This is a genomic window from Novosphingobium sp. FG90, from assembly GCF_057808725.1.
Genome location: NZ_JBMDIO010000006.1, coordinates 128808 through 149254, shown reverse-complemented (window position 1 = coordinate 149254; position 20447 = coordinate 128808). Strand labels below are relative to the sequence as shown.

The window sequence follows — 20447 nt, the reverse complement described above, 5'->3', positions numbered from 1 at the left end:
TGTCCGGCGTGGCGCCGGGTCATTGTGCAAGCAGGATGTCGGCGGCGCGCCAGCCCACCGCCATGGCCGGCGCGTTGGTGTTGCCCGATACGAGCGCGGGCATGATCGAGCAGTCCGCCACGCGCAGCCCATCGACGCCGCGTACCCGTAGCTGCGGGTCCACCACGGAGCGCGCATCGCCGCCCATGTGGCACGTGCCGGTGCCGTGCAGGCCGCTGGTGGACAGGCGGCGGAAGCTGTCGAGAATCTCGTCGTCGCTCTGGATATGGTCGCCGGGCAGCAGTTCGGCGCCCATCACTGCGGAAAGGGCGGGCTGGGCCATGAAGCGGCGCATGTAGCGCACGCTCGCGATCGCAGCCTTGCGGTCGTATTCGGTGTCGAGCCAGTTGGGGTGGATCGTCGGCTTCGCCTGCGGATCGGCCGAGGTGACATGGACGCTGCCTTCGCTTGTCAGTTGCAGCAGTTGCCCATAGACCGAGATCCCCGGCTTGCGATCGACCTTGCCCAGGGGGACGGGGTGGTTGTCCTCGCTGAGCGCGAAGGCATAACCGCCGAGGTACAACTGCAGGTCGGTACGGCCCAGGGGATGCGCGACATTGCAGAAGGCGCCCACTTCCCACGGGCCGTTGGCCATGACCCCGCTGCGATCGAAGACGTAGCGCAGCACCGAGCCGACCAGGCCGATACCGTGGTATCGCTGGCTGATTCCCGCAGGCTTGGTCATCCGATAGGGCATCGCGTAGGACAAGTGCTCGCGCATCTTCTCGCCCACCGCCGGGCTATCGACCACCGGAGCGATCCCGGCGGCCTGCAGGCGGGCGCCGCTGCCGATGCCCGATCGCTGCAGCAACAGGGGGCTTTCGATCGTGCCGCAGCATACGATGACTTCGCCCCGGACCTCTTCCCCCCACGCCGGTCGGCCGTGCTGCTGCAGTTCAACGCCGGTTACGCGGCCATTCCTGAAGATCACGCGCCGCGCCAGCGTATGCAGCATGTGCCGGAAGTTGGGGCGCTTGCGAGCCTGCGATACGAACACGCGCCCACCGCTTTCGCGCCGCCCCTTGCGGATATTGTGGCTGTAGTAGCCTATGCGATCGCCGGTTGTCGCATTGAGGTCTTCGGTTTCCCTGAGCCCCATGGCCCTGCCCGCCGCAATGATCGCGTCGGTCAGGGGATAGCGGATGTCGCCGGGCGTGATCCGCACCGGCCCGCCCGACCCTCTCAGCTCGCTGCCACCCTGGGCGTGATCCTCCAGCGCCCGATAGGCATCGGTCATGCTGTCGGCATTCCAGCCGGTGCAGCCCATGGCCGCCCAGTCTTCGTAATCGTGCGGCTCGCCCCGGCTCCAGATCATGCCGTTGATCGCGGACGATCCGCCAAGTCCGCGCCCCCGGATCCACACTTCGGGCACCGGGCTTTCCGGATAGCGCAAGTCAGCCATCTGGTAGGCCCAGGTGTGCTCCGGGCTGTTGACCAGTTTCGCGATGCCCTTGGGCATGTCGACCAGCAGCGAGTTGTTCTCGCCGCCGGCCTCCACGAGAAGCACCCGATAAGCGGGATTGCGGGACAGGCGCTCGCACAGCACCGATCCTGCCGACCCCGCACCGATGACGACGTAGTCCCATTGCGCGGACGCGGTCATGTCAGGCCCTGCCCCTTTGCATGGCCCATCACAGGTCGAACTTGAACGTCACGCCGTACTCGCGCGGCGAGGTGTAGGAGACCTGGTTGAACAGTCCGATGTTGTTCGTCACCGCTTCGACGTAGTGGTTGTTCGCCAGGTTGCGCACCCAGGCCTCCAGCGTCCACCGGCCGTCGTCGGGCGACCAGCCGATGGTCGCATTGACGAAGTGCGTGGGCTGGATGCGGACGAGCGGCTGTCCCTGCAGTCCCTGCAACAGCTTGGTATCGGTGTAGGTGTAGAGCACATTGGCGCGCGCCTTGCCGCCGCCAACGGCGGTTTCGTAAGTCGCCCCCGCCGAGGCGGACCACTTGGGCGAGTTCTGCAGCGGCCGTCCGCTGAGATCGACGATCGCGCCGCTCGGATCGAGGAAGTCGAACGACTTGTACTTGGCGTCGAGGTAGGCGAGCGAGCCGGTAAGGGTCAGTCCGTCGACCGGCAAGGCCGTGGCTTCCAGTTCGAAGCCCTTGATCTCGGCCTTGGCGGCGTTGAAGATCGATGTGCCGATCGTCGTGCCGTCGGGCAGAATGTAGTTCTGCGCCACCTGCATATCGCGGTAGTTTGTGTAGAAGCCCGCGAGGTTGAGCCGCAGGCGGCGATCGAACAGATCAGTCTTCACGCCCGCTTCGAACGTATCGACCTTTTCCGGGTTGAACGGCCCGATGTCCGACGCCTGCCCCAGGCGACCGACGAACCCGCCGGACTTGAACCCGCGCGCCCACGAAGCATAGAGCAGGGTGTCGGGCGTGACCTTGTAGTCGATGCCCAGCTTCCAGCCGATGTTGTACCACGACTGCTTGCCGCGAGCGCGAAAGCCGCCGAGCAGAACGTCACCGCAGCTGCCTTCATGGGTGCAGTAAAGCCCGATGCCGTCGGGATTGTAGTAGTTGTCGGTGCCGGCGACCATCTCGGTCGTCTCGTGCGTGTAGCGGATGCCTGACTGCACGCGCAGCTGGTCGGTCAGGTCCACGTAAGTCTGTGCGAACAGCGAGCCAGACCAGTTGTCCTGATCCTGCGGCAGGTTCTGGCGCAGCCCCGGCGCGAAGGCTTCGAGGCGGACGCTGTTGAAGTGGTCGTAGTGCGTCTTCATGTAGAAGCCGCCGGCCTGAAGCTTGATCGCGTCGGTAAGATCGGCTGCCGTGCGCAATTCCTGGCTGAACTGCCAGCCCCGCGTACCGCGGAAGGTGTCGATGCCGAGGCCGACGACGGCGTCGTTATCGGTGAATTCCTCCAGATGGAAGCTCTTGTAGCCGGTGATCGCGGTGATGTCGCCCAGCGGCGTGTTGCTGATGTTGGCGGTCAGCGTGGCGCGATAATTGTCCATGTTGCTGAGGTCCGGGCCGAAGTCCCGGGCGCTGTAGTACTTGTCGGGCGCCTTGCACGGCGCCGCATCGGAGGCGCAGGGCGATACGTACATCGGCAGGACCTGGTTGGTCGTCATCGTCCCTGCGGGGACGAAGATGGCGTAGCCCGGCCCGGTCGATCCGTTGACGATGACCGGCGATCCGTTGCGGGCGCGCCCGTATTCGCCGCTGAGCGTGACGTCGACGTCGTTGGTGGGCGTGTAGCGCAAGTAGGCACGCAGCACGGTCACGTTGCGGTGCCCCATGTCCGAGCCGTCGACGATGTTCGTGTAGAAACCGTCGCGCTGCGTGTGCATCGCGGAAATCTTGCCCGCCAGAATGCCGTCGATCAGGGGCGCATCCACGGCAGCCTTGATGTCCATGCGGTTCCAGTTGCCGTAAGTGACTTCGCCGCGAACGCCGAACTGCCCGGTGGGCTGGCGGGTCATCACGTTGACCACGCCGCCGGTCGTGTTCGCACCGAACAGCGTGCCCTGCGGGCCGCGCAGCACCTCGATCCGGTCGACGTCGAACAGGTCCAGCAGCGCCCCCATGGAGAAGTACTGCGGAACGCCGTCCTGCACGATCGACACGGTGTTGCCGGCGAATGGATCGGGCTCGACCACGCCGATGCCGCGGATGGTGAAGACCGCGCTGTTGGGCGTATTGGTGAAGTTGTTGATCTGGAGGTTGGGGATGGTTCCCTGCAGGCCCTTGAGGTCGACCGCCTTGAGGTTCTCGATGGCCTCGCCGGTGACCGCTGTGACCGCGATCGGCACCGATTGCATGTTCTCGGACCGCTTCTGCGCGGTCACGACGATTTCCTGGAGCCCCGCCTGGGGGGCTTCGTCTGCAGTGTCGTTCTGGGCGCGCACCGGCGCAGCGGCAACCAGACAGCCGACGATCGCGCACACTGCGGTGCGGGTGTACAAGGAACTGACCATTTTCTCCCCTCTCCCTGGGCGCGCTCCCGATTGTCGGGCGTTTTTGCCGCGCCTTGATTCTCCACGTCCTGCCTCCATCATGCGGCGGCAGGTTTTATGTCGTCTTGTTGTACAACGAAATTGCATAAAGAGCGGAGTCGGGCACCTCGCATTTTTGCGAGGAGGCGCACGCAGGGGAGGCCGCCGAGGCAGCCGTTCGTTCCGGAGGTCGGCGAGAACCGCCTAGTGGAGCGGGAATACGCTCTGGAGCAGCTCTTTCAGCGTCTGCTTCTGCCGCTCTGCAGGCCATCCGGACCGGTCTTGCGACACGAGCGAGGCTATCCCGTTCACGAGAATCTGGATGCGGGTCGCGGCCAGGACGCTGTCGATGGCGCCGGGAAATTGACCGGCGGCCTGGGCGTTCTCGATCAGGCGCAGGAACAGGTGGTGGGCGTTGCTGGTGCCTTCGCGCCATTCCCGGGTCACGTCCGGTTCCGCGGGTGCCATGCCCCAGAATGCAAACCACGTGTGCCAGTCCCGCCAGCGCTCCTCGGTCATGGGCAGGAGCTGTTCCAGCGTTTCGATCAGCGGGCGGTTCTTGCGAACCGCATCATCGATCAGCCCCTCTGCCTTGCGTCGGGCGACCTGGTGAGTGAAGACCAGCATCTCCAGCTTGCTGCTGAAGTAATGCGAAACGACCGTGGTGCTGTACCCCACGCGCGAGGCGACTTCGCGGATCGTGACGGCTTGCACACCCTGCTCGTAGACCAGCTGGTCCACCACTTGCGCGATCTGTAAGCGACGCTCGTCGTGGTCGACTACGCGCGGCACGCCGCATCAGCCGGTTGCGAATGAATGTGCATGGCCTCGCGCATAGACCAGCACGGGGCGTCCCGGCAATTGGCATGGTCGAATTGAGGGAGCGGTTTTCGTGAAAATCCGCTGCAATATCGGCCCATGGACATGTCGCCGTCCCCCGCCCGCTCCCTGATCAGGAGGATAGCCGGAGTAGCCCGGTCCAGCCTTCGGACCAGCCGAAGGCATGGCTCCGCATCATCCGCATTGTGAGGGCCTCTTGCCGTCGTCATACGTGCCGGGGTGAACGCGGACTGTCTTCTCGTCGCATCGGGCCTGCTGGCAGGTGCCATGAACGCCCTGGCGGGAGGCGGATCGTTCATATCGTTGCCGGCGTTGATGGCGGTTGGGCTTTCGCCGGTGTCCGCCAATGCCTCCAGCAGCCTGTCGCTCTATGCGGGCGGTGCGCTCAGCACCTGGGTCTATCGCAAGGATCTGACGCCGATTGCGGCCGTCCCGCTGCCCCTTATGGCGGCGGTGTCCCTCGTGGGTGGGCTTGTCGGGGGCGTCATGCTGCTGGCGACCCCGCAGGCGTTGTTTCTGCACGCCTTGCCCTGGCTGCTGCTGGTCGCGACACTGGCATTGGCGTTCGGGCGCAGGATCACCGCCAAAGTTCACGGATGGAGCGGGGCGGGAAGCGGCACGATCCTTGGCGGACAGTTGGTTCTCGGCGTCTACGGCGGCTACTTCGGCGGTGCGGTGGGGATCATGATGATGGCCTACTGGAGCCTTGCGACCCGCGAGGAGCTCAAGCGACTGCAAGGCCTGCGGACCCTGCTCGTCACCTGTGCGAATACGTCGGCGGTGATCCTGTTCGCCGCGATGGGTGCGGTCGGCTGGCGACAGGTGCTGATCCTTGCGCCGTCAGCGATGGTCGGCAGCTATCTGGGGGCCGTCCTTGGCGTGCGTATGCCGCCCTGGCTGTCACGCGCGGTCACGCTGGGTCTGGCGTTCTTCGTGACCGCGGCATTCTTCGTGAAGTCCTACGGCTGAAGCAACGCTATGCGGCTGTAAGCTCGAAGGTCGCGACGCGGATGGTGAAGCTGCCGTCCTCCAGAATGGCGAAGGCGTCGTGTACGGCATCGGACGCTTCCGCCTGCAGGGATCGAATTGCGGCGACGAGCGGGGCAGGAGTCTTCATGCGCTGCACCCAGCTTGCAAAATCCATCGGCAGCGCATGAAGCGATACATGCTTGAGATCGAAATGCGCGCGGGCGAGCGCGGCCGTCCATTCACTGACCCGGTAGTCCCGGACATGGCTCCGATCGCGCAGCAGTTCCACGGCTTGCAGATGTGTGTCGAGCGTTGGATCGTCAAACGAGACGACGTCGATGAAGATCGCGGTCGATCCGGTCTTCAGGACCCGTCTCGTCTCGCGAAGCCCGGCATCGAGGTCCTGCCAGTGATGCGCGCTCATGCGGCACACGGCAGCGTCGAACGCGCTGTCGACGAAGGGCAGCGCTTCCGCGGCGGCCTGGCGGGTTTCGACGTTGCCAATACCGCGTCGCATCGCTTCGGCAGCGACGGCGTCGAGCATTCGCGCGGAAAGGTCGCTGGCGACGACTTTCCGGACATGGGGCGCGATCGTGTAGGATGCATGGCCGCCTCCGCATCCGAGGTCGAGCACGTCGGCATCGGCCCAGGATGCCTTTGCGATGCCCGCCAACCGTTCCAGATCAGGCCCTTGGGCGTGCACGGCGCTGGATACATAGGCTTCGGCCTGTCCACCGAATTGCTGGTCCACAATGGCGTTATGCTCGTGTCGCATGGTCTTTCTCTCGTCTCCTGCCGATTTCCTGTCGATCGTGTGGGCCGTCAGAGGCAGCGCGACAATGCGGGATATGCGATGACAGCCTTCGGTGATAGCGAAGGCTGCATGCGTTTCGATCTTACCGACCTGCGCCTGTTCATCGCCGTGGTGGAGGCTGGCAGCATTTCCAGGGGGGCAACGGATGCCTGCATGGCGCTGGCTTCGGCGAGCGCCCGGGTCAACGGTATGGAAGCGGTGCTCGGCACTGCCTTGCTGGAACGCGGCAGGCGCGGTGTCGTGCCGACTCCGGCGGGTCGGACGCTCCTGAGCCATGCGCGGATCGTCACCGCGCAGATCGAGCGCATGCGCGGTGACCTTGGGGTTTTCGCATCGGGCCTCAAAGGACATATCCGCATGCAATCGAACACGGCGGCGCTGGTCGAATTGCTGCCTGCCGCCGTGCGAGCGTTCCTGACCGCGCATCCGGACGTTGATGTGAATATCGAGGAGCGCACCAGCGCGGACATCGTCGCGGCCGTTGCGGAAGGCAGGGCCGAATTCGGCCTGATCGCCGATTCGGCGGACCTTGGGGATCTGCAGTCGAAAGCCGTGATCGAGGATCGGCTGGTCGTTCTCGTGCCGTCACGGCACCGGTTGGCCGACAGCAGTTTGACCCGGTTCGTCGACCTGCTCGACGAATCGTTCGTGGGGCTCAGCGACGGGGCGCTGCATTCGCATCTCGCCGTCCAGGCCGGCAGGCTTGGACGCAGGATCGGTTACCGCGTTCGGCTGCGCAGCTTCGAAAGCGTGGCCCGTCTGGTGGAGGCGGGTATCGGCGTCGGCATCCTGCCGCTGGCGGCGGCGGAGGGTCTTCGTTCCGACATGTCGCGCATCGTGCCGTTGGCCGATCAGTGGGCGCGGCGTCACTTGCTGCTCTGTGCGCCCGATTTCGCGCAACTCAGCCGTCATGCCATGGCCTTGTGTGACGAAATCTTTCGGCAGGGGCAGGAGTTGTCGGCGACTGGCCTGCGTCAGGGAAGAGCATCCCCCGGCTGACCATAGTTTTCCAGGGTGCGATGACCGGTTTCGAGCCTTCCCGCAGGCTGGACCTGCATGGGCTTTCGCCGTGCAAGGAGCAGGTTTCGCAGGAATTTTCTCGCCGGCAATTCGTAGTGCGAATGGACGATGCGGGCAAGGATCAGTGTCGCACCCAGATAGAGCGGCAGAACGAAGTGACTTTCGGCAAAACGGCGACTGCCACCGAAGGCGAGGTCCGCGATCAGGAGCACCATGATCTGAAGCGGTACGTGCACTAGGTAAATGCTGTAGCTGATGTCCCCGAGACGCCGCAGTTTCCTGCCCGGTTCGGCGCCAAACAGGTCAAGACAGGCGATCGCCAGCATGAGCGCGCAGCCCAGGCCCGCGACCGTGCCGATCTCGAAGTCGAGCCATGCGCTCAGGGCGGCCGCCGCGATAAGGCAGGCCGCGAAACCGGCAATGCGCTTTGCCCCCGGCCTGGCGCGAAAGCAAAGCCCGTATGTCGCGCTGCCCAGGAAGAAGAACGCGCCACAAGCGAACACGCCTTTTCCGACCAGCGGCAGGTTGAGATCGCTTGCGCTGATCGCCCAGCAGCCCATGGACAGGAGAAGCGAGGCTATCGTGGGCGCGCGCCGCATGGCTGGGAGCGAGACGAAAAAGAACCCGTAGACGATGATCTCCAGCGACACCGACCAGATCGGGCCGTTGAACGAAAGCCCTCGTGACAGCGTGGACCAGTTCGAGGCCATGATCGACTGCAGGCCGAAATGCCTGAGATCGTTGTTGGCATAGATTTGCCAGTGCCCGGCAAGGTTGAGGCTGATCGTCTGGAAGAATGCCACCGTTACCAGCGTCAGGGCATGCAGGGGATAGAGCCGCGCAAACCGCGCAACGCCGAACTCCCAGAGCGATACGCGCAGCGGCAGGTAGACGTGGGCGAAGATGAAGCCGGATATTATCCAGAACAGTTCGACCGCGTGCGCGGCGAAAGGCAGATAGAACATGCCGACGATGGAGGCGTAGGGGAATGTCGAAGTGTCCGGCAGATTGGGCCGGTCCAGTGCGTCCGCAAGGTAGAAATGATGGTAGTGGTAGATGACGATGACGATTGCAGCCAGTCCGCGCAGGGCGTCGATCCAGTGGTAATGCTCCGGATTTGTCGTGCGCTTCATCGTCACCTTCCGTCCGGTGTTCGCCAGACGTCGTGGGCTGGCCTTTTGACCGCAGCCTGTCGCGCGGATTGCGAAGCCTAACCCGGACCCGTTCGTCGTTGCATTCCGAAAGTCGCATGGGGAGAACATGGGATATAGATCGATGCTCGCATCCTGCCCTGAAGCATCGGTCGCAATAGGCGGAGCGGGCATGCTGCAATTCCGCAGTAGCCTTTCTGCCACGGTATTTCTCCCAAGGCTTTTTCTACGAAATACAAGCCGGGGACTTTGGGCGAAAACTCTTCGCGCAGCCCTGCTCGGGCGTGGCAGCAGGGGGATTTGCCTATCATGTACACTCTCGAACTCAATGGCCATGATGGCGCGCTCGCGTTCGACGAGGAGAAGTGCGCCGAGGCGGGCCATCGCTTCGCGCAGAAGTACCAGTCCGCCGAGCCCTATCCCCATATCGCGATCGATGATTTCGTACCCGCGAGGGTGCTGCGGGATCTGCTGGAAGAGTTTCCGGACAGCGCCGGGAAGCAGTATTTCGATCGCAATCAGGAGCGGCTGAAGTATCAGTTCCATCCGCAGGACTGCGGCCCGAGGGTCCGTAATTTCCTTGCCGAGCTGAACAGCCAGGCATTCCTCTCGTTTCTGTCAGCGATGACCGGCATCAACGGACTGATCGCAGATCCCTATTTCTTCGGCGGTGGGCTGCACGAAACCAAGCGCGGGGGCCATCTCGGCGTCCACACCGACTTCAACATCCACAGCAAGATGAAGGTGGTCCGCCGCCTCAACCTTCTCATCTATCTGAACGACGATTGGGACGAGACTTACGGCGGCGAACTGGAATTGTGGGACCGGGGGATGACCGCCTGTCAGCACCGCATCAGCCCGGTGCTGGGGCGTGCGGTGATCTTCAATACCGACCTCAACAGCTTTCACGGTCATCCGACGCCCTTGACCTGCCCTCCCGAGCGCTCGCGCCGTTCAATCGCGACTTACTACTACACTTCCCCGGTTGATGGCCTCAAGGCGCTGCGAGAGCGCGGGACCGTGTTCAAGAGCCGTCCGGGGTCGGGTGATCGAACCGACTGGAAGATCATCATGGAGCACTTCAAGGACGACTGGACTCCGCCCGCAGTGCGGCGCGGCCTGTTCCGGCGCAGGGAAACCTGAAAGCGTTGCGACCGGCCCGATCGGGGGCAGGGGCGGGGCAGATCCCGGCACCTGTTCGCGCCGGACGCGCGCCGGACCGCGATCAGCGCGCCGCCTCCCACTGGTAGGCGGATACCGTTTCGCCGCGCGGCTGGTAACGCAGATGCAGTTCCTCCGCTCCGCGCTTGACGTCGAGGGACAGGAACGCCTGCTGGTCGCCCTGCAATCCGTCCTGCGAGAAGGTATTGAGGACTTCGTCGCCATCGCGCAGCCCGGCTGCCTCGGCATTCGAGCCGGGGACGAGGCCCTTCACGATCTTCGGCCGCGCCAGCAGCGAGGCGGGATCGAAGCCGAGGTCGAAACGGCGCAGCGGCTTTTCGATGCGGCGGAACTGCGGGCCGAAGGCGTCCGAGGGGGGCAGCACGACGCCGCCCTTGAGCATGGCCTCGAATGCGGCGATGCCCTCGTCGCCGAGGTCGGCCTTGAGGAGACGGCGATAGAGCGCCTCGTCCATCGGCCGTCCGGCGCGGCGCTCGGCCAGCATCGTGCGGACCAGATCGTCGAGGCCGCGCTTGCCGCCCGACGCCTTGCGGATCGCTGCGTCGGTGGCCGCGAAGTAGAGCGAGCCGCGATCGTAGGGCAGCACGCGGATGCGCGTGTCGCGCCAGAAGCCCGCCGGGATCTCGGCATTGGGCACGCCGATCTTGATGTTGGTGTAGTAGCGCGCCGCCGTCTCGTTGAGGTCGGTGAGGAAGTCGTGGGCCGAGATCAGCCCGGCGCGGTAGGGCAGCAGGCGCTGGTAATGCACCGCCAGCCCCTCGCCGAACCACGAGCGGTCGAGCCCGCCCGCCGCATCCATCGAGGCATCCAGCGAGTTCACCCAGGCGTGCAGCATCTCGTGCGCCAGCAAAGAGCGCAAGTCGGCGGGCTTGGAGGTGTGGTTGAAGGTGAAGGCGAAGCTGTCCTTCAGGCCGATGCCGCTGCCCGGATTGCGCTGGTTGGTGCGTCCGAACACGCCGAAGCTGGGCGGGGTGTATCCGAAGAACGCGCCGTAATGGCGGTGCAGGTTCCCCGCCCATGTCATCAGCGGCGCCATCGGGAAGGGCGGGGCGCCCTGCCACGCGGCGTAGAAGCCGTCCTTCGCGGGCGGGAACACGCCGGGGCGGCCGCCCATGTAGTACATGTGCGCCAGTTCGGACGCCGGCATCGCCTCGCGCGCCGCCGCGTTGCCGACGCCGAGGCTGGAGACGCCCTTGCCGTTCGGGCCGTAGGCGACGAAGTTCCACGTCACACTCGCACGGCGAGGCGTCTCGTCATCAGGCAGGATCAGGAAGGCGTTGCCCGCTGCGGAGAAGCCGCCCAGTTCGGTGCGCATCTCGTACTGCGGCAGCGCGAGCGGCGGTGCGGCGGCGTCGATCTGCACGCGGTAATGCACGGTCACCGCGCCTTCTATGCCGCGCGGCGCGCGCCACAGGCGGGTACGGTTGGAACTGTCCTCCTCGACGTCCTCGATCCTCGGCGTCAGCGTGCCGCGCCGGTCGCGCACGGTCAGGCCGGTGATCGCGGCGGCACTGGTGACCACGGTGTTGGCGACGAGCGGCAGGCGCAGCAACGGTGCGCCCTCGGCGCGGGACATGCCCTCGGCCACCACCGTCACGTCGACATAGGGCACGTGCTGCTCGTCGTCGGGCTTGGCGGGCGCGAGCGTGACGCGCAACGCGGGTTCGCTCGCGGCCTCGGCGGCAGGCGCACAGGCCAGCGCGGTCAGCAGGGAAAAGGCGATACGGCGATCGGGCATGGTGAGCTCCTCCTGCCGGTCAGTCTATCGGCGCGCGGCGGCAAAGGTTTCGCGTAGATGGCAGCCCGATCGCCTCACCAAGCATCATTTATGCGTGGAGGCCGGTCACGACGCCGATGGCAGCGGCAGGCGGTGCGTGCACTTCATCTCCGACAGCGTCGCGGTGGAGCGGATGTCCTCGACCCCCGGCAGGCGCAGCAGGCGGCGGAAGGTGAAGTTCTGATACCACGCCATGCTCGGCGCCAGCACCTTGAGCATCACGTCCATCTCGCCGAACAGGGTATAAGCTTCAGTGATCTCGGGGATGTCCTCGACCGCGCGGATGAAGCTTTCGCGCGCCTCGTCGCTGAGGCGGCCCATCTTGAGCTGGGCGAAGATGTACATGCTTTCGCCGAACTTCTCGCGGTCCAGCACGGCGACCTGCGCCTTGATGTAGCCTTCCTCCTTCAGCCGCTGGATGCGCCGCCAGCAGGGCGACTGCGACAGGCCGACGCGCTCGGCGATCTCGCTCGACGATTCCGAGGCGTCGATCTGCAGCCGGTCGAGGATCTTGAGGTCGAGCCGGTCGAGTGCTTCCGCCATGATTATGCGCCATCCCTGTAATCGATGCATTGAATTGCCATCGAGCCTAGGCAAATGCGCGAAGTCGGGCAAGCATTACGCTGGAACGGCGGCTAGCGTGTGCGCACAGGGAATTGAAAGGACGGCACCGATGAAACGCGACGAGCTGACGATCTTCGACAGCGAGGCGGTGCGCGAGAAGCTGTCCTACCCTGATTGCATCCGTGTCGTGCGCGAGGCGATGAAGGCGCTGTCTTCGGGCGTGACGCGCCAGCTGCTGCGCACGATGCTGTCGCTCGGCCCGGGTCGCACCTTCGCCCAGATGCCCGGAGCGCTTGGCGAGCGCGACATGTTCGGCACCAAGACGATCAGCGTCTTCGCCGATCCGCGTTCGCCGGGCCTCCGGCGTCACCGGGGTCTGGTCGTGCTGTTCGAGCCCGAGGAAGGCCGCCCGGTCTGCGTGGCCGATGCCGAGGAGATCACGCATATCCGCACCGCCGCCGCGACTGCCGTGGCGACCGACGCGCTGGCGCGGGCCGATGCGCGCACGCTGCTGATCGTCGGCACCGGCGGGCAGGCGCACACGCATCTCAAGGCCCTGCCGCTGGTACGCGATTTCGAGCGGGTGCTGATCTGGGGCCGCTCGCAGGACAAGGCCGAGGCGCTGGCGGCGCAGTACGCCCACCTAAGGGCAGAGGCCGTGACCGACCTGCCCACGGCGGCGGGCGAGGCGGACGTCATCTGCACCCTGACCACTGCTTCCGAGCCGGTGCTGAAGGGCGAGTGGCTGAAGCCCGGCGTCCATGTGAACCTCGTCGGCTCCAGCGGTCCCGGTCCGGTCGAGGTCGACAGCGCGCTCGTCGTCAACAGCCGCTACGTGGCGGACAGCCGCGCTTCCGCGCTCGATGCGGCGGCCGAATTCATCGTCGCGCGGGAGAAGGGCCTGATCGACGACGCCCACATCGTCGCGGAGATCGGCGAAGTGCTGCTCGGCCGCGTGGAGGGGCGCCGCTCCGAATGGGACATCACCGTCTACAAGTCGCTCGGCCATGCGGTGCAGGATCTTGCCGCCGCCGCTCACCTCTACCGGAGTTCGCTCACCTGATGTTCCGCATGCCCCTGCGCGCCGCGCTGTTTGTCTCGACCTTGCTGGTCACGGTTCCCGCCCACGCCGAGCATCTGCGCTACAGCGTCGTCTCCAACGGCGAGAAAGTGGGGTTCGTCGATGCCGACGTGCAGGGCAACCGCGTCGCCATCAAGTACGACGTCAAGAACAACGGCCGCGGCCCGACCATGCGAGAAACCGTCGAACTCGGCCGCGACGGACTGCCGACGCGCTGGGAACTGGACGGCAAGGCAACGTTCGGCGGCGACGTCCACGAACGCTTCGCGCGCGAAGGCAGCACGGTGCGCTGGACAGACTCGATGGGCGAGAAGCAGGCGGTCGCCAGCGGCCCCGCGCTCTATGTCGGACAGAACGCCAGCCCCTGGGCGCTGGGGCTTTACGCCCGCGCGCTGCTCAAGGACGCGGACGGGCGCATGGCGGCCTTCCCCGGCGGCGAACTCGCCATCGAGAAGCTCGGCCCGGCGACGATCGGCAAGGCCCGGTATCAGGCCTATTCGATCAGCGGCATCGACCTTTCGCCCGAGATGATCCTGCTCGACGGCAAGGGCGAACTTTTCGCCACTCTGGACAGCGGCGGCGCCACCGTGCGTGAGGGGCATGAGGGCGAAGTGCCCGCGCTCAACGAACTCGGCACCCGGCTGACCGCCGCGCGCTATGCCGCCCTGCAGAAGCGCTTCGCCCATACCATCGACGCGCCGGTGCGCATCCGCAACGTGCGGGTGTTCGATCCTGTCAGCGGCACGCTGGGCGATCCGGTTTCGGTGGTCTTCGCGCAGGGCCGCATCACCGGCATCCAGCCGCTCGACGAACCGGCGACGCCGGGCGAGGCGCTGATCGACGGCAAGGGCGGCACGCTGCTGGCGGGCCTGCACGACATGCACGCGCATATCGGGCTGGAATCGGCGATGCTCTACATCGCCGCCGGGGTCACCTCGGTGCGCGACATGGGCAACCACAACGACTTCCTGCCCGGCCTGATCGACCGCATCGGCAAGGGCGAAGTGGCCGGGCCGCGCATCACCGCCAACGGCTTCCTCGAAGGCCGCAGCCCGTATTCGGCGCGCCACGGCATCGTCGTGGACAGCGAGGCGGCGGCGCTCGACGCGGTGCGCTGGTACGCCGCGCGCGGCTACTGGCAGATCAAGATCTACAACAGCATGAACCCGGCATGGGTGCCCGCCATCGCGAAGGAGGCGAAGCGGCTGGGCATGGGGCTGACCGGGCACATCCCCGCCTTCACCAATGCCGATGCGATGATCGCCGCGGGCTATGACGAGATCACCCACGTCAACCAGCTGATGCTGGGCTGGGTGCTCGACATCAAGGAGGACACCCGCACCCCGCTGCGCCTCACGGCAATGCGGCGCACGGCGGGGCTGGACCTCGATACCCCGCGCGTGAAGACGACGCTGGACACGATGGTGGCGAAGCACATCGCGCTCGATCCAACGGCGGTGACGCTGGAACTGCTGATGCTCAGCCGCGACGGCAAGCCCGCTCCGGCGGTGGCGAGCTATATCGATCACCTGCCGATCGGCCTGCAGCGCCGCCGCCGCCAGGCCATCGCGCCGCTGAGCGAGCCGGGCGACGATGCCGCCTATCTGGGCGCCTTCGATGCGGTGAAGCGCGTGGTAAAGCGCCTGCACGACCGGGGCGTCACGCTGCTGCCGGGCACAGACGACGGCACCGGCCTGTCGGTCCACCGCGAACTGGAGATCTACGGAGAGGCGGGCATTCCCGCCGCCGACGTGCTGCGCATCGGCACCCTCGGGCCGGAGCGCTACATGGGCAACGATCAGGAACTCGGCTCGATCGTGCGGGGCAAGCGGGCGGACTTCCTGCTGCTGCCCGGCAATCCGCTGGCGGACCTCACCGAACTGCACCGCATCGCCATGGTGGTGAAGGACGGGACGATCTACTTCCCGTCCGAGATCTATCCCGCGTTCGGCGTGAAGCCTTTCGCAGAGGCGCCCGCGATCGCGCTTCCCAAGGAAAAGCCGGCGCCCGCCACGACCAGCGGCGGAGACAGCCACGACGCGGCCGACGAGTTTCTGTAAGGCGCAATCGAAGAAGGCCGCCTCGTGATCTTTACCGCGCAACCTTGCTTTGCCATTGCGCGCGGCCCGTGCGATCTGTGGTTGGGATGAATGATCCACGTCTCACCCTGATGGAAGCCATCGCGACGCGACGGTTCGTGACTGCGCGCTACAACGGCAATACGATCACGCTCGCGCCGCACATGCTGTTCGAGCGGCATGGCGACCTCGTCGTCAGCGCCATGAATCCCGGAAAGGCCCGCCGCAGCGACGAGGAACCCGGTCTTGGTCAGTTCAAGCTGGCGGGCCTTTCCGCGCTGGAACTGATGGATGAGCATTTCGAACCGCTGGCGTCCTATGACGGCTCGCCCCCGCGCAGCGACGATGCGTTGATCCTGACGGTCTGACGGCAGCTGCCGTCAGACCGCCGGGGTCCGGGCGGCTTCAGACTCGCTCGACGGCGAGGGCCAGGCCCATGCCGACGCCGATGCACAGGGTGGCGATGCCGCGCCTGCCGCCGGTCTTCTCCAACTGATGCACCAGCGTCATCGCGATGCGCGCGCCCGACATGCCGAGCGGATGGCCGAGCGCGATGGCGCCGCCGTTTGGGTTCACATGCGGCGCATCGTCCGGCAGGCCGAGCCCGCGCATCACGGCAAGGCCCTGGCTGGCGAAGGCTTCGTTGAGCTCGATCGCGTCGAAGTCGCCGATGGTCAGGCCAAGGCGCTCTATCAGCTTGAGCGTCGCGGGCAGCGGGCCGATGCCCATGACGCGCGGTTCGACGCCGATCGAAGCCATGCCGAGGATGCGCGCGCGGGGCGTCAGGCCATGGGCCTTGGCCGCCGCCTCGCTGGCGACGAACATCGCCGCAGCGCCGTCGTTGATGCCTGAGGCGTTGCCCGCCGTCACGGTGCCTTCGGGGCCGAACAGGGGCTTGAGCTTGCCCAGCGTCTCGATGGTGGTGTCGGCCCGGGGGTGTTCGTCGATCGACACTTCCAGCGTCTCGCCGCGCTTCTTCCCCGGCACGGTGACGGGGACGATCTCCTCGGTGAAGAACCCGCTCGCTTGCGCAGCGGCGGCGCGCTGCTGGCTGCGCAGGGCGAAGGCGTCCTGATCGGCGCGGCTGACGCCGAAGTCCCCGGCGACGTTCTCGCCGGTGCGCGGCATCGTCTCGGTCCCGTAGAGCGCATCGAGCGCCGGGTTGACGAAGCGCCAGCCCATCGTCGTGTCCTCCAGTGTCTGCGCGCGGCCGAAGGCGCCGTCGGACTTGCCCATGACGAAGGGCGCGCGCGTCATGCTCTCGACGCCGCCCGCGATGGCGAGTGCCATCTCGTCATTACGGATCGCCCGCGCCGCCGTGCCCACGGCTTCGAGGCCCGATGCGCACAGGCGATTGAGGGTGACGCCGGGCACGGTATGCGGCAGGCCCGCCAGCAGCAGGCTCATGCGCGCGACGTTGCGGTTGTCTTCGCCCGACTGGTTGGCGCAGCCGTAGAACACCTCCTCGATCGCCGCCGGGTCGAGCGACGGGTTGCGCGCGATCAGCGCGCGCATCGGCACGGCCCCAAGGTCATCGGCGCGGATCTTCGAGAGGCCGCCCGCGTAGCGGCCGATGGGGGTGCGTATGGCGTCGCAGATGAAGGCTTCGGTCATCGTGTGGTGGTCCTTTGCACCCTTGTAGGTGCCGTTGGGTGCCGCTGTGTGCCGTCCGCTCAGGCGGGCTCGGCGTCCTTGGCGAAAGTCAGGGCGAGGCCGGTGATCCGGCGCAGTTCCCCGATCTCGAGGCCCTCGACCATCTCCACCACGCGCGCGCCGGAGGGGCCGAGGTCGAACACCGCAAGGTCGGTGTAGACCCGCGACGCGCAGCCAAGGCCGGTCAGCGGATAGGTGCAGTTCTGCACCAGCTTGCTCTCGCCCTGCTTGGTCAGAAGTTCCATCATCACAAAGGTTTGCTTGGCACCGATGGCAAGGTCCATCGCTCCGCCGACTGCCGGGATCGCATCGGGCTCGCCGGTGTGCCAGTTGGCGAGGTCGCCGTGCACCGAAACCTGGAAAGCGCCGAGCACGCAGATGTCCAGATGGCCGCCGCGCATCATCGCGAAGCTGTCGGCGTGGTGGAAGAAGCAGCCGCCAGTGAGCAGGGTAACTGCTTGTTTTCCAGCATTTATCAGCTCCCAGTCTTCCTCACCGGGTGCGGGCGCAGGCCCCATTCCGAGCAGCCCGTTCTCGCTCTGCAGGAAGATCTCGCGCTCCGCAGGAAGGTAGTTGGCGACCTTGGTGGGCAGGCCGATGCCGAGGTTGACGTAAGCGCCCTCGGGAATGTCGCGGGCGACGCGGGCGGCCATCTGGTCGCGGTTGAGGCGGTTCATATTATCCTCTCCTTTCAGGCAGCTACGGCGACATGCGCAGGTGCGATCTCAACCACGCGCTGCACGAAGATGCCCGGCGTCACCACCACTTCGGGGTCGATGTCGCCCAGCGGCACGATCTGCGAAACCTGCGCGATGGTGGTCTTTGCCGCCATCGCCATGATCGGCCCGAAATTGCGCGCGGTCTTGCGGAACACGAGGTTGCCCCAGCGGTCGCCCTTGTGCGCCTTGATCAGCGCGAAGTCGGCCTGGATCGGGTATTCCAGAACGTAGTTCTTGCCGTCGATCTCGCGCACTTCCTTGCCTTCGGCCAGCAGCGTGCCGTAGCCGGTGGGCGTGAAGATCGCGCCGAGGCCAGAGCCCGCAGCCTGGATGCGCGCGGCCAGATTGCCTTGCGGAACCAGCTCCAGCTCGATCTTTCCGGCGCGGTAGGCGGCATCGAAATGGTGCGAATCCGACTGGCGCGGGAACGAGCAGACGATCTTGCGCACCCGCCCTTCACGGATCAGCGCGGCGACGCCATGCTCGCCGTTTCCGGCGTTGTTGTTGATGATGGTGAGGTCGCCCACCCCGCGCGCGATCAGCGCGTCGATCAGTTCGTCGGGCATACCGGCGGTGCCGAAACCGCCGATCATCACCGATGCGCCGTCATGAATATCCGCGACGGCCGCAGCGGCGCCGTCGATGGCCTTGTCGATCATCCGACTCTCCAAAGGCTTTATGTTGAACGTTGGTCCTGCGTGTCTGCCTCCATGCAGGTTGCGTCAATCGGTAAACGTGATATTGTCCGGTAATCGGTTGTTTAGGTGTTATGATGCAGGATTTCGGCCAACTGGACGCGAAGGGCGATCCCGAATTCATGACCTCGCTGGCGCGGGGACTGGCGGTTCTGCGCTGTTTTGCGGACAGCGAACGGTCGATGACGATCGCACAGGCGGCGCGCTTGACGGGGCTGAGTCGCCCGGCGGTAAAGCGCTGCCTGCATACGCTCGTCAGGCTGGGATATGCGGTGCAGGACGGGACGCTCTACGAGCTGCGGCCCAAGGTGCTGGCGCTCGGTTTCGCGTATCTTTCGTCAAGCAGCCTGGCGATGCGGGCGCAGCCGCTGCTGGACCAGTTGCGCGACGATTTGCACGAATCCTGCTCACTGGGCGTGATAGAGGAGGACGAAGTCTACTACGTAGCCCGTGCCGAGGTGTCGCGGATCATGTCGATCGCGCTGCGGGTGGGCAGTCGCCTGCCGCTGTACTGCACCTCGATGGGGCGCGTGATCCTGGCGGGGCTCGATCGTCCCGCGCAGCAGGCTTACCTGCGCCGCACCGAACTGTTCGCACGCACGGACCTGACCGCGACCGAGCCTGCCGTGCTTCTCGAAATACTCGATCACGTTGCACAGGAAGGCTACGCGATCATCGATCAGGAACTGGAACGCGGGCTACGCTCGATCGCCGTGCCGGTGATCGTCGATGGTCGCGTGATCGCGGCGGTCAACATCGGCACCCAGGCGGACCGGGTTTCGATGGCGGACCTGCGCTCGCGCTACTTGCCGGCACTGCGCCGCGTGGCGCGCGATCTGGCGGCCCTGCGCCCGGTTTGAGACACCGCCATTGCCGGGAGGTCAGTGCAGCGGCGCGGTCGCGGCGATCGTCTCGGCAGAACTGCGCAGCATGTCGAGATAACGCCCGATCGCGACGCTCTCCTTCATGGCCGAAGCGAAATAGGTCATGGTGAGCACGTTCTCCACGCTGCCGTCGCGCATGATCGGTATCGCCAGCGAGGCGGTTTTTCCGTTCCTCTCGTAGACCGAGGGGCGCCATGCATAGCCTTTGGTGCGGACCTGCTCCAGCGAGCGGAGAAGTTCCTCGACGTCGAACATGTCGTTGCGGGTATCGGGGTCCATCTCTCCGCGCAGCAGGTCATGCGCACAGTTCTCGGACTGGTAGGCCAGCCAGGCCATGCCGGTGACGCTGCCGAGCACCGGGAAAGTGCAGCCGGGCTTCCAGTTGAAGAACGTCAGCGTGGTTTCGTGATGGGTCGATGCGCGTATCACGAAGCGGCGTCCGACGCGCTCCGAAAGGAACACCGGCCAGCCGATCTCGCGCGTCAGGTCGCTCATCAGCGGCTGCGCAGCGGTGCGCAGTTTCTGGCCTTCGTAGCCGCTGGCAAGAGACTGTACCAGCGCAGTGGGGCGGTAGCGCTTGCTGCGGTCCTCCCGCTCGATCATGCCCTCGTGAAGCAGGGTCTGCATGATGCGGAACGCAGTGGGGTAGGGCAGATTCTCGTGGCGCGCGATTTCCGACATGGAAACGCTGCCGAACTCGTTGATTGTTCGAAGTACACCCAGTGTCCGGCTTACGGAGCGAATGGGAACGCCGCTTTCCATCATCTGCCTTGACCCTTTATCAGGCCCATCCGACCGGCTATAGCCCTCATGCCGACGGTATGGCGTGACTGTCCGTGAGCGATGACACGACAGTTTTTTGAAATTGCTCATGACGAATTCAAATCTGGTCGCCAGTCGGATATTCGGCGGTTGATGGCATATTGCCACCGGTCCGGTCTGGCCTTCGCGCCGTGATAAGCCTTTTCATGCAAGGACTTGTCCCCTGATTTTCGGCTAACGAATAAGTCGTTCGGTTCTTCGTGACCCGCCTG

Annotated in this window: 18 protein-coding genes and 1 pseudogene; 7 read left to right on the top strand and 12 right to left on the bottom strand. The window is 65.6% G+C overall.

The window, feature by feature from the left end:
• Window positions 1–19: 19 nt before the first annotated feature.
• The 3 genes from ACODRZ_RS07895 to ACODRZ_RS07885 form a co-directional block, all read right to left on the bottom strand.
• Window positions 20–1642, bottom strand: a complete 1623-nt coding sequence (locus ACODRZ_RS07895) for a GMC family oxidoreductase (protein WP_488969311.1) — start codon at window positions 1640–1642, stop codon at window positions 20–22.
• A 28-nt stretch (window positions 1643–1670) separates the two neighbouring features.
• Window positions 1671–3968: a TonB-dependent receptor gene (locus ACODRZ_RS07890; RefSeq protein WP_488969310.1), complete on the bottom strand. Its 2298-nt coding sequence runs from the start codon at window positions 3966–3968 to the stop codon at window positions 1671–1673.
• A gap of 222 nt (window positions 3969–4190) precedes the next feature.
• Window positions 4191–4778, bottom strand: a complete 588-nt coding sequence (locus ACODRZ_RS07885; RefSeq protein WP_488969309.1) for a TetR/AcrR family transcriptional regulator — start codon at window positions 4776–4778, stop codon at window positions 4191–4193.
• Between the two features lie 267 nt (window positions 4779–5045).
• Here ACODRZ_RS07885 and ACODRZ_RS07880 point away from each other — a divergent pair, with 267 nt between their 5' ends.
• Entirely contained in the window at window positions 5046–5795 is a 750-nt protein-coding gene (locus ACODRZ_RS07880) for a sulfite exporter TauE/SafE family protein (protein ID WP_488969308.1), read from the top strand.
• Between the two features lie 7 nt (window positions 5796–5802).
• Here the strand turns inward: ACODRZ_RS07880 and ACODRZ_RS07875 are convergent, their stop codons facing one another.
• On the bottom strand, window positions 5803–5943 hold the full coding sequence (locus ACODRZ_RS07875) for a hypothetical protein (RefSeq protein ID WP_488969405.1): 141 nt from the start codon (window positions 5941–5943) through the stop codon (window positions 5803–5805).
• A 111-nt stretch (window positions 5944–6054) separates the two neighbouring features.
• Window positions 6055–6570 (bottom strand): annotated as a pseudogene (locus ACODRZ_RS07870) (class I SAM-dependent methyltransferase); the annotation flags it as partial.
• Between ACODRZ_RS07870 and ACODRZ_RS07865 the strand changes: the two are divergent.
• Window positions 6556–7608: a LysR family transcriptional regulator gene (locus ACODRZ_RS07865; protein ID WP_488969307.1), complete on the top strand. Its 1053-nt coding sequence runs from the start codon at window positions 6556–6558 to the stop codon at window positions 7606–7608. The pseudogene ACODRZ_RS07870 and the gene ACODRZ_RS07865 sit on opposite strands and share 15 nt — an antisense overlap.
• Here ACODRZ_RS07865 and ACODRZ_RS07860 read toward each other — a convergent pair.
• Complete coding sequence (locus tag ACODRZ_RS07860) at window positions 7584–8762, bottom strand: acyltransferase family protein (RefSeq protein WP_488969306.1); 1179 nt, start codon at window positions 8760–8762, stop codon at window positions 7584–7586. The two genes, ACODRZ_RS07865 and ACODRZ_RS07860, sit on opposite strands and share 25 nt — an antisense overlap.
• A 327-nt stretch (window positions 8763–9089) precedes the next feature.
• On the opposite strand from ACODRZ_RS07860, the gene ACODRZ_RS07855 reads away from it, so the two are divergent.
• Window positions 9090–9923, top strand: coding sequence for a 2OG-Fe(II) oxygenase (locus ACODRZ_RS07855; protein ID WP_488969305.1), 834 nt, complete (start codon window positions 9090–9092; stop codon window positions 9921–9923).
• 82 nt (window positions 9924–10005) lie between these two features.
• On the opposite strand, the gene ACODRZ_RS07850 is transcribed toward ACODRZ_RS07855, so the two are convergent.
• Window positions 10006–11700: a M61 family metallopeptidase gene (locus ACODRZ_RS07850; RefSeq protein ID WP_488969304.1), complete on the bottom strand. Its 1695-nt coding sequence runs from the start codon at window positions 11698–11700 to the stop codon at window positions 10006–10008.
• A gap of 105 nt (window positions 11701–11805) precedes the next feature.
• A complete protein-coding gene (locus tag ACODRZ_RS07845; protein ID WP_271182969.1) occupies window positions 11806–12282 on the bottom strand; it encodes an Lrp/AsnC family transcriptional regulator in 477 nt (158 codons plus the stop codon).
• A gap of 130 nt (window positions 12283–12412) precedes the next feature.
• On the opposite strand from ACODRZ_RS07845, the gene ACODRZ_RS07840 reads away from it, so the two are divergent.
• The 3 genes from ACODRZ_RS07840 (at window position 12413) to ACODRZ_RS07830 (ending at window position 15830) form a co-directional block, all read left to right on the top strand.
• Window positions 12413–13366, top strand: coding sequence for an ornithine cyclodeaminase family protein (locus ACODRZ_RS07840; protein WP_488969303.1), 954 nt, complete (start codon window positions 12413–12415; stop codon window positions 13364–13366).
• Window positions 13366–15444, top strand: coding sequence for an amidohydrolase family protein (locus ACODRZ_RS07835; protein WP_488969302.1), 2079 nt, complete (start codon window positions 13366–13368; stop codon window positions 15442–15444). Before ACODRZ_RS07840 ends, ACODRZ_RS07835 begins: the two co-directional genes overlap by 1 nt.
• Before the next feature lie 86 nt (window positions 15445–15530).
• The gene (locus tag ACODRZ_RS07830; protein ID WP_488969301.1) at window positions 15531–15830 is read left to right on the top strand and encodes a hypothetical protein; all 300 of its coding nucleotides are present in this window, start codon (window positions 15531–15533) and stop codon (window positions 15828–15830) included.
• Between the two features lie 37 nt (window positions 15831–15867).
• Here ACODRZ_RS07830 and pcaF read toward each other — a convergent pair whose 3' ends face one another.
• From pcaF to ACODRZ_RS07815, 3 genes are read right to left on the bottom strand one after another with little or no spacing between them, the layout of a single operon-like run.
• Window positions 15868–17076 (bottom strand): 3-oxoadipyl-CoA thiolase, encoded by a 1209-nt coding sequence (pcaF, locus tag ACODRZ_RS07825; RefSeq protein ID WP_488969300.1) that lies wholly within the window; start codon window positions 17074–17076, stop codon window positions 15868–15870.
• Between the two features lie 59 nt (window positions 17077–17135).
• On the bottom strand, window positions 17136–17792 hold the full coding sequence (locus ACODRZ_RS07820) for a 3-oxoacid CoA-transferase subunit B (RefSeq protein WP_488969299.1): 657 nt from the start codon (window positions 17790–17792) through the stop codon (window positions 17136–17138).
• A 14-nt stretch (window positions 17793–17806) separates the two neighbouring features.
• Complete coding sequence (locus ACODRZ_RS07815; RefSeq protein WP_488969298.1) at window positions 17807–18493, bottom strand: 3-oxoacid CoA-transferase subunit A; 687 nt, start codon at window positions 18491–18493, stop codon at window positions 17807–17809.
• 113 nt (window positions 18494–18606) lie between these two features.
• Here ACODRZ_RS07815 and ACODRZ_RS07810 point away from each other — a divergent pair, with 113 nt between their 5' ends.
• Entirely contained in the window at window positions 18607–19389 is a 783-nt protein-coding gene (locus ACODRZ_RS07810; protein WP_488969297.1) for an IclR family transcriptional regulator domain-containing protein, read from the top strand.
• Window positions 19390–19410: 21 nt separating this feature from the next.
• Here ACODRZ_RS07810 and ACODRZ_RS07805 read toward each other — a convergent pair whose 3' ends face one another.
• Entirely contained in the window at window positions 19411–20175 is a 765-nt protein-coding gene (locus ACODRZ_RS07805) for an IclR family transcriptional regulator domain-containing protein (RefSeq protein ID WP_488969402.1), read from the bottom strand.
• Between the last annotated feature and the right edge of the window lie 272 nt (window positions 20176–20447).

What these genes read in the sequence shown, in the direction of transcription:
- ACODRZ_RS07830 (WP_488969301.1), top strand. Translation starts at nt 15,531, where the DNA reads ATGAATGATCCACGTCTCACCCTGATGGAAGCCATCGCGACGCGACGG.
- ACODRZ_RS07840 (WP_488969303.1), top strand. Translation starts at nt 12,413, where the DNA reads ATGAAACGCGACGAGCTGACGATCTTCGACAGCGAGGCGGTGCGCGAG.
- ACODRZ_RS07865 (WP_488969307.1), top strand. Translation starts at nt 6,556, where the DNA reads ATGCTCGTGTCGCATGGTCTTTCTCTCGTCTCCTGCCGATTTCCTGTC.
- ACODRZ_RS07855 (WP_488969305.1), top strand. Translation starts at nt 9,090, where the DNA reads ATGTACACTCTCGAACTCAATGGCCATGATGGCGCGCTCGCGTTCGAC.
- ACODRZ_RS07845 (WP_271182969.1), bottom strand. Translation starts at nt 12,282, where the DNA reads ATGGCGGAAGCACTCGACCGGCTCGACCTCAAGATCCTCGACCGGCTG.
- ACODRZ_RS07810 (WP_488969297.1), top strand. Translation starts at nt 18,607, where the DNA reads ATGCAGGATTTCGGCCAACTGGACGCGAAGGGCGATCCCGAATTCATG.
- ACODRZ_RS07875 (WP_488969405.1), bottom strand. Translation starts at nt 5,943, where the DNA reads ATGAAGACTCCTGCCCCGCTCGTCGCCGCAATTCGATCCCTGCAGGCG.
- ACODRZ_RS07835 (WP_488969302.1), top strand. Translation starts at nt 13,366, where the DNA reads ATGTTCCGCATGCCCCTGCGCGCCGCGCTGTTTGTCTCGACCTTGCTG.
- ACODRZ_RS07895 (WP_488969311.1), bottom strand. Translation starts at nt 1,642, where the DNA reads ATGACCGCGTCCGCGCAATGGGACTACGTCGTCATCGGTGCGGGGTCG.
- ACODRZ_RS07850 (WP_488969304.1), bottom strand. Translation starts at nt 11,700, where the DNA reads ATGCCCGATCGCCGTATCGCCTTTTCCCTGCTGACCGCGCTGGCCTGT.
- ACODRZ_RS07815 (WP_488969298.1), bottom strand. Translation starts at nt 18,493, where the DNA reads ATGATCGACAAGGCCATCGACGGCGCCGCTGCGGCCGTCGCGGATATT.
- ACODRZ_RS07890 (WP_488969310.1), bottom strand. Translation starts at nt 3,968, where the DNA reads ATGGTCAGTTCCTTGTACACCCGCACCGCAGTGTGCGCGATCGTCGGC.
- ACODRZ_RS07860 (WP_488969306.1), bottom strand. Translation starts at nt 8,762, where the DNA reads ATGAAGCGCACGACAAATCCGGAGCATTACCACTGGATCGACGCCCTG.
- ACODRZ_RS07820 (WP_488969299.1), bottom strand. Translation starts at nt 17,792, where the DNA reads ATGAACCGCCTCAACCGCGACCAGATGGCCGCCCGCGTCGCCCGCGAC.
- ACODRZ_RS07805 (WP_488969402.1), bottom strand. Translation starts at nt 20,175, where the DNA reads ATGGAAAGCGGCGTTCCCATTCGCTCCGTAAGCCGGACACTGGGTGTA.
- pcaF (WP_488969300.1), bottom strand. Translation starts at nt 17,076, where the DNA reads ATGACCGAAGCCTTCATCTGCGACGCCATACGCACCCCCATCGGCCGC.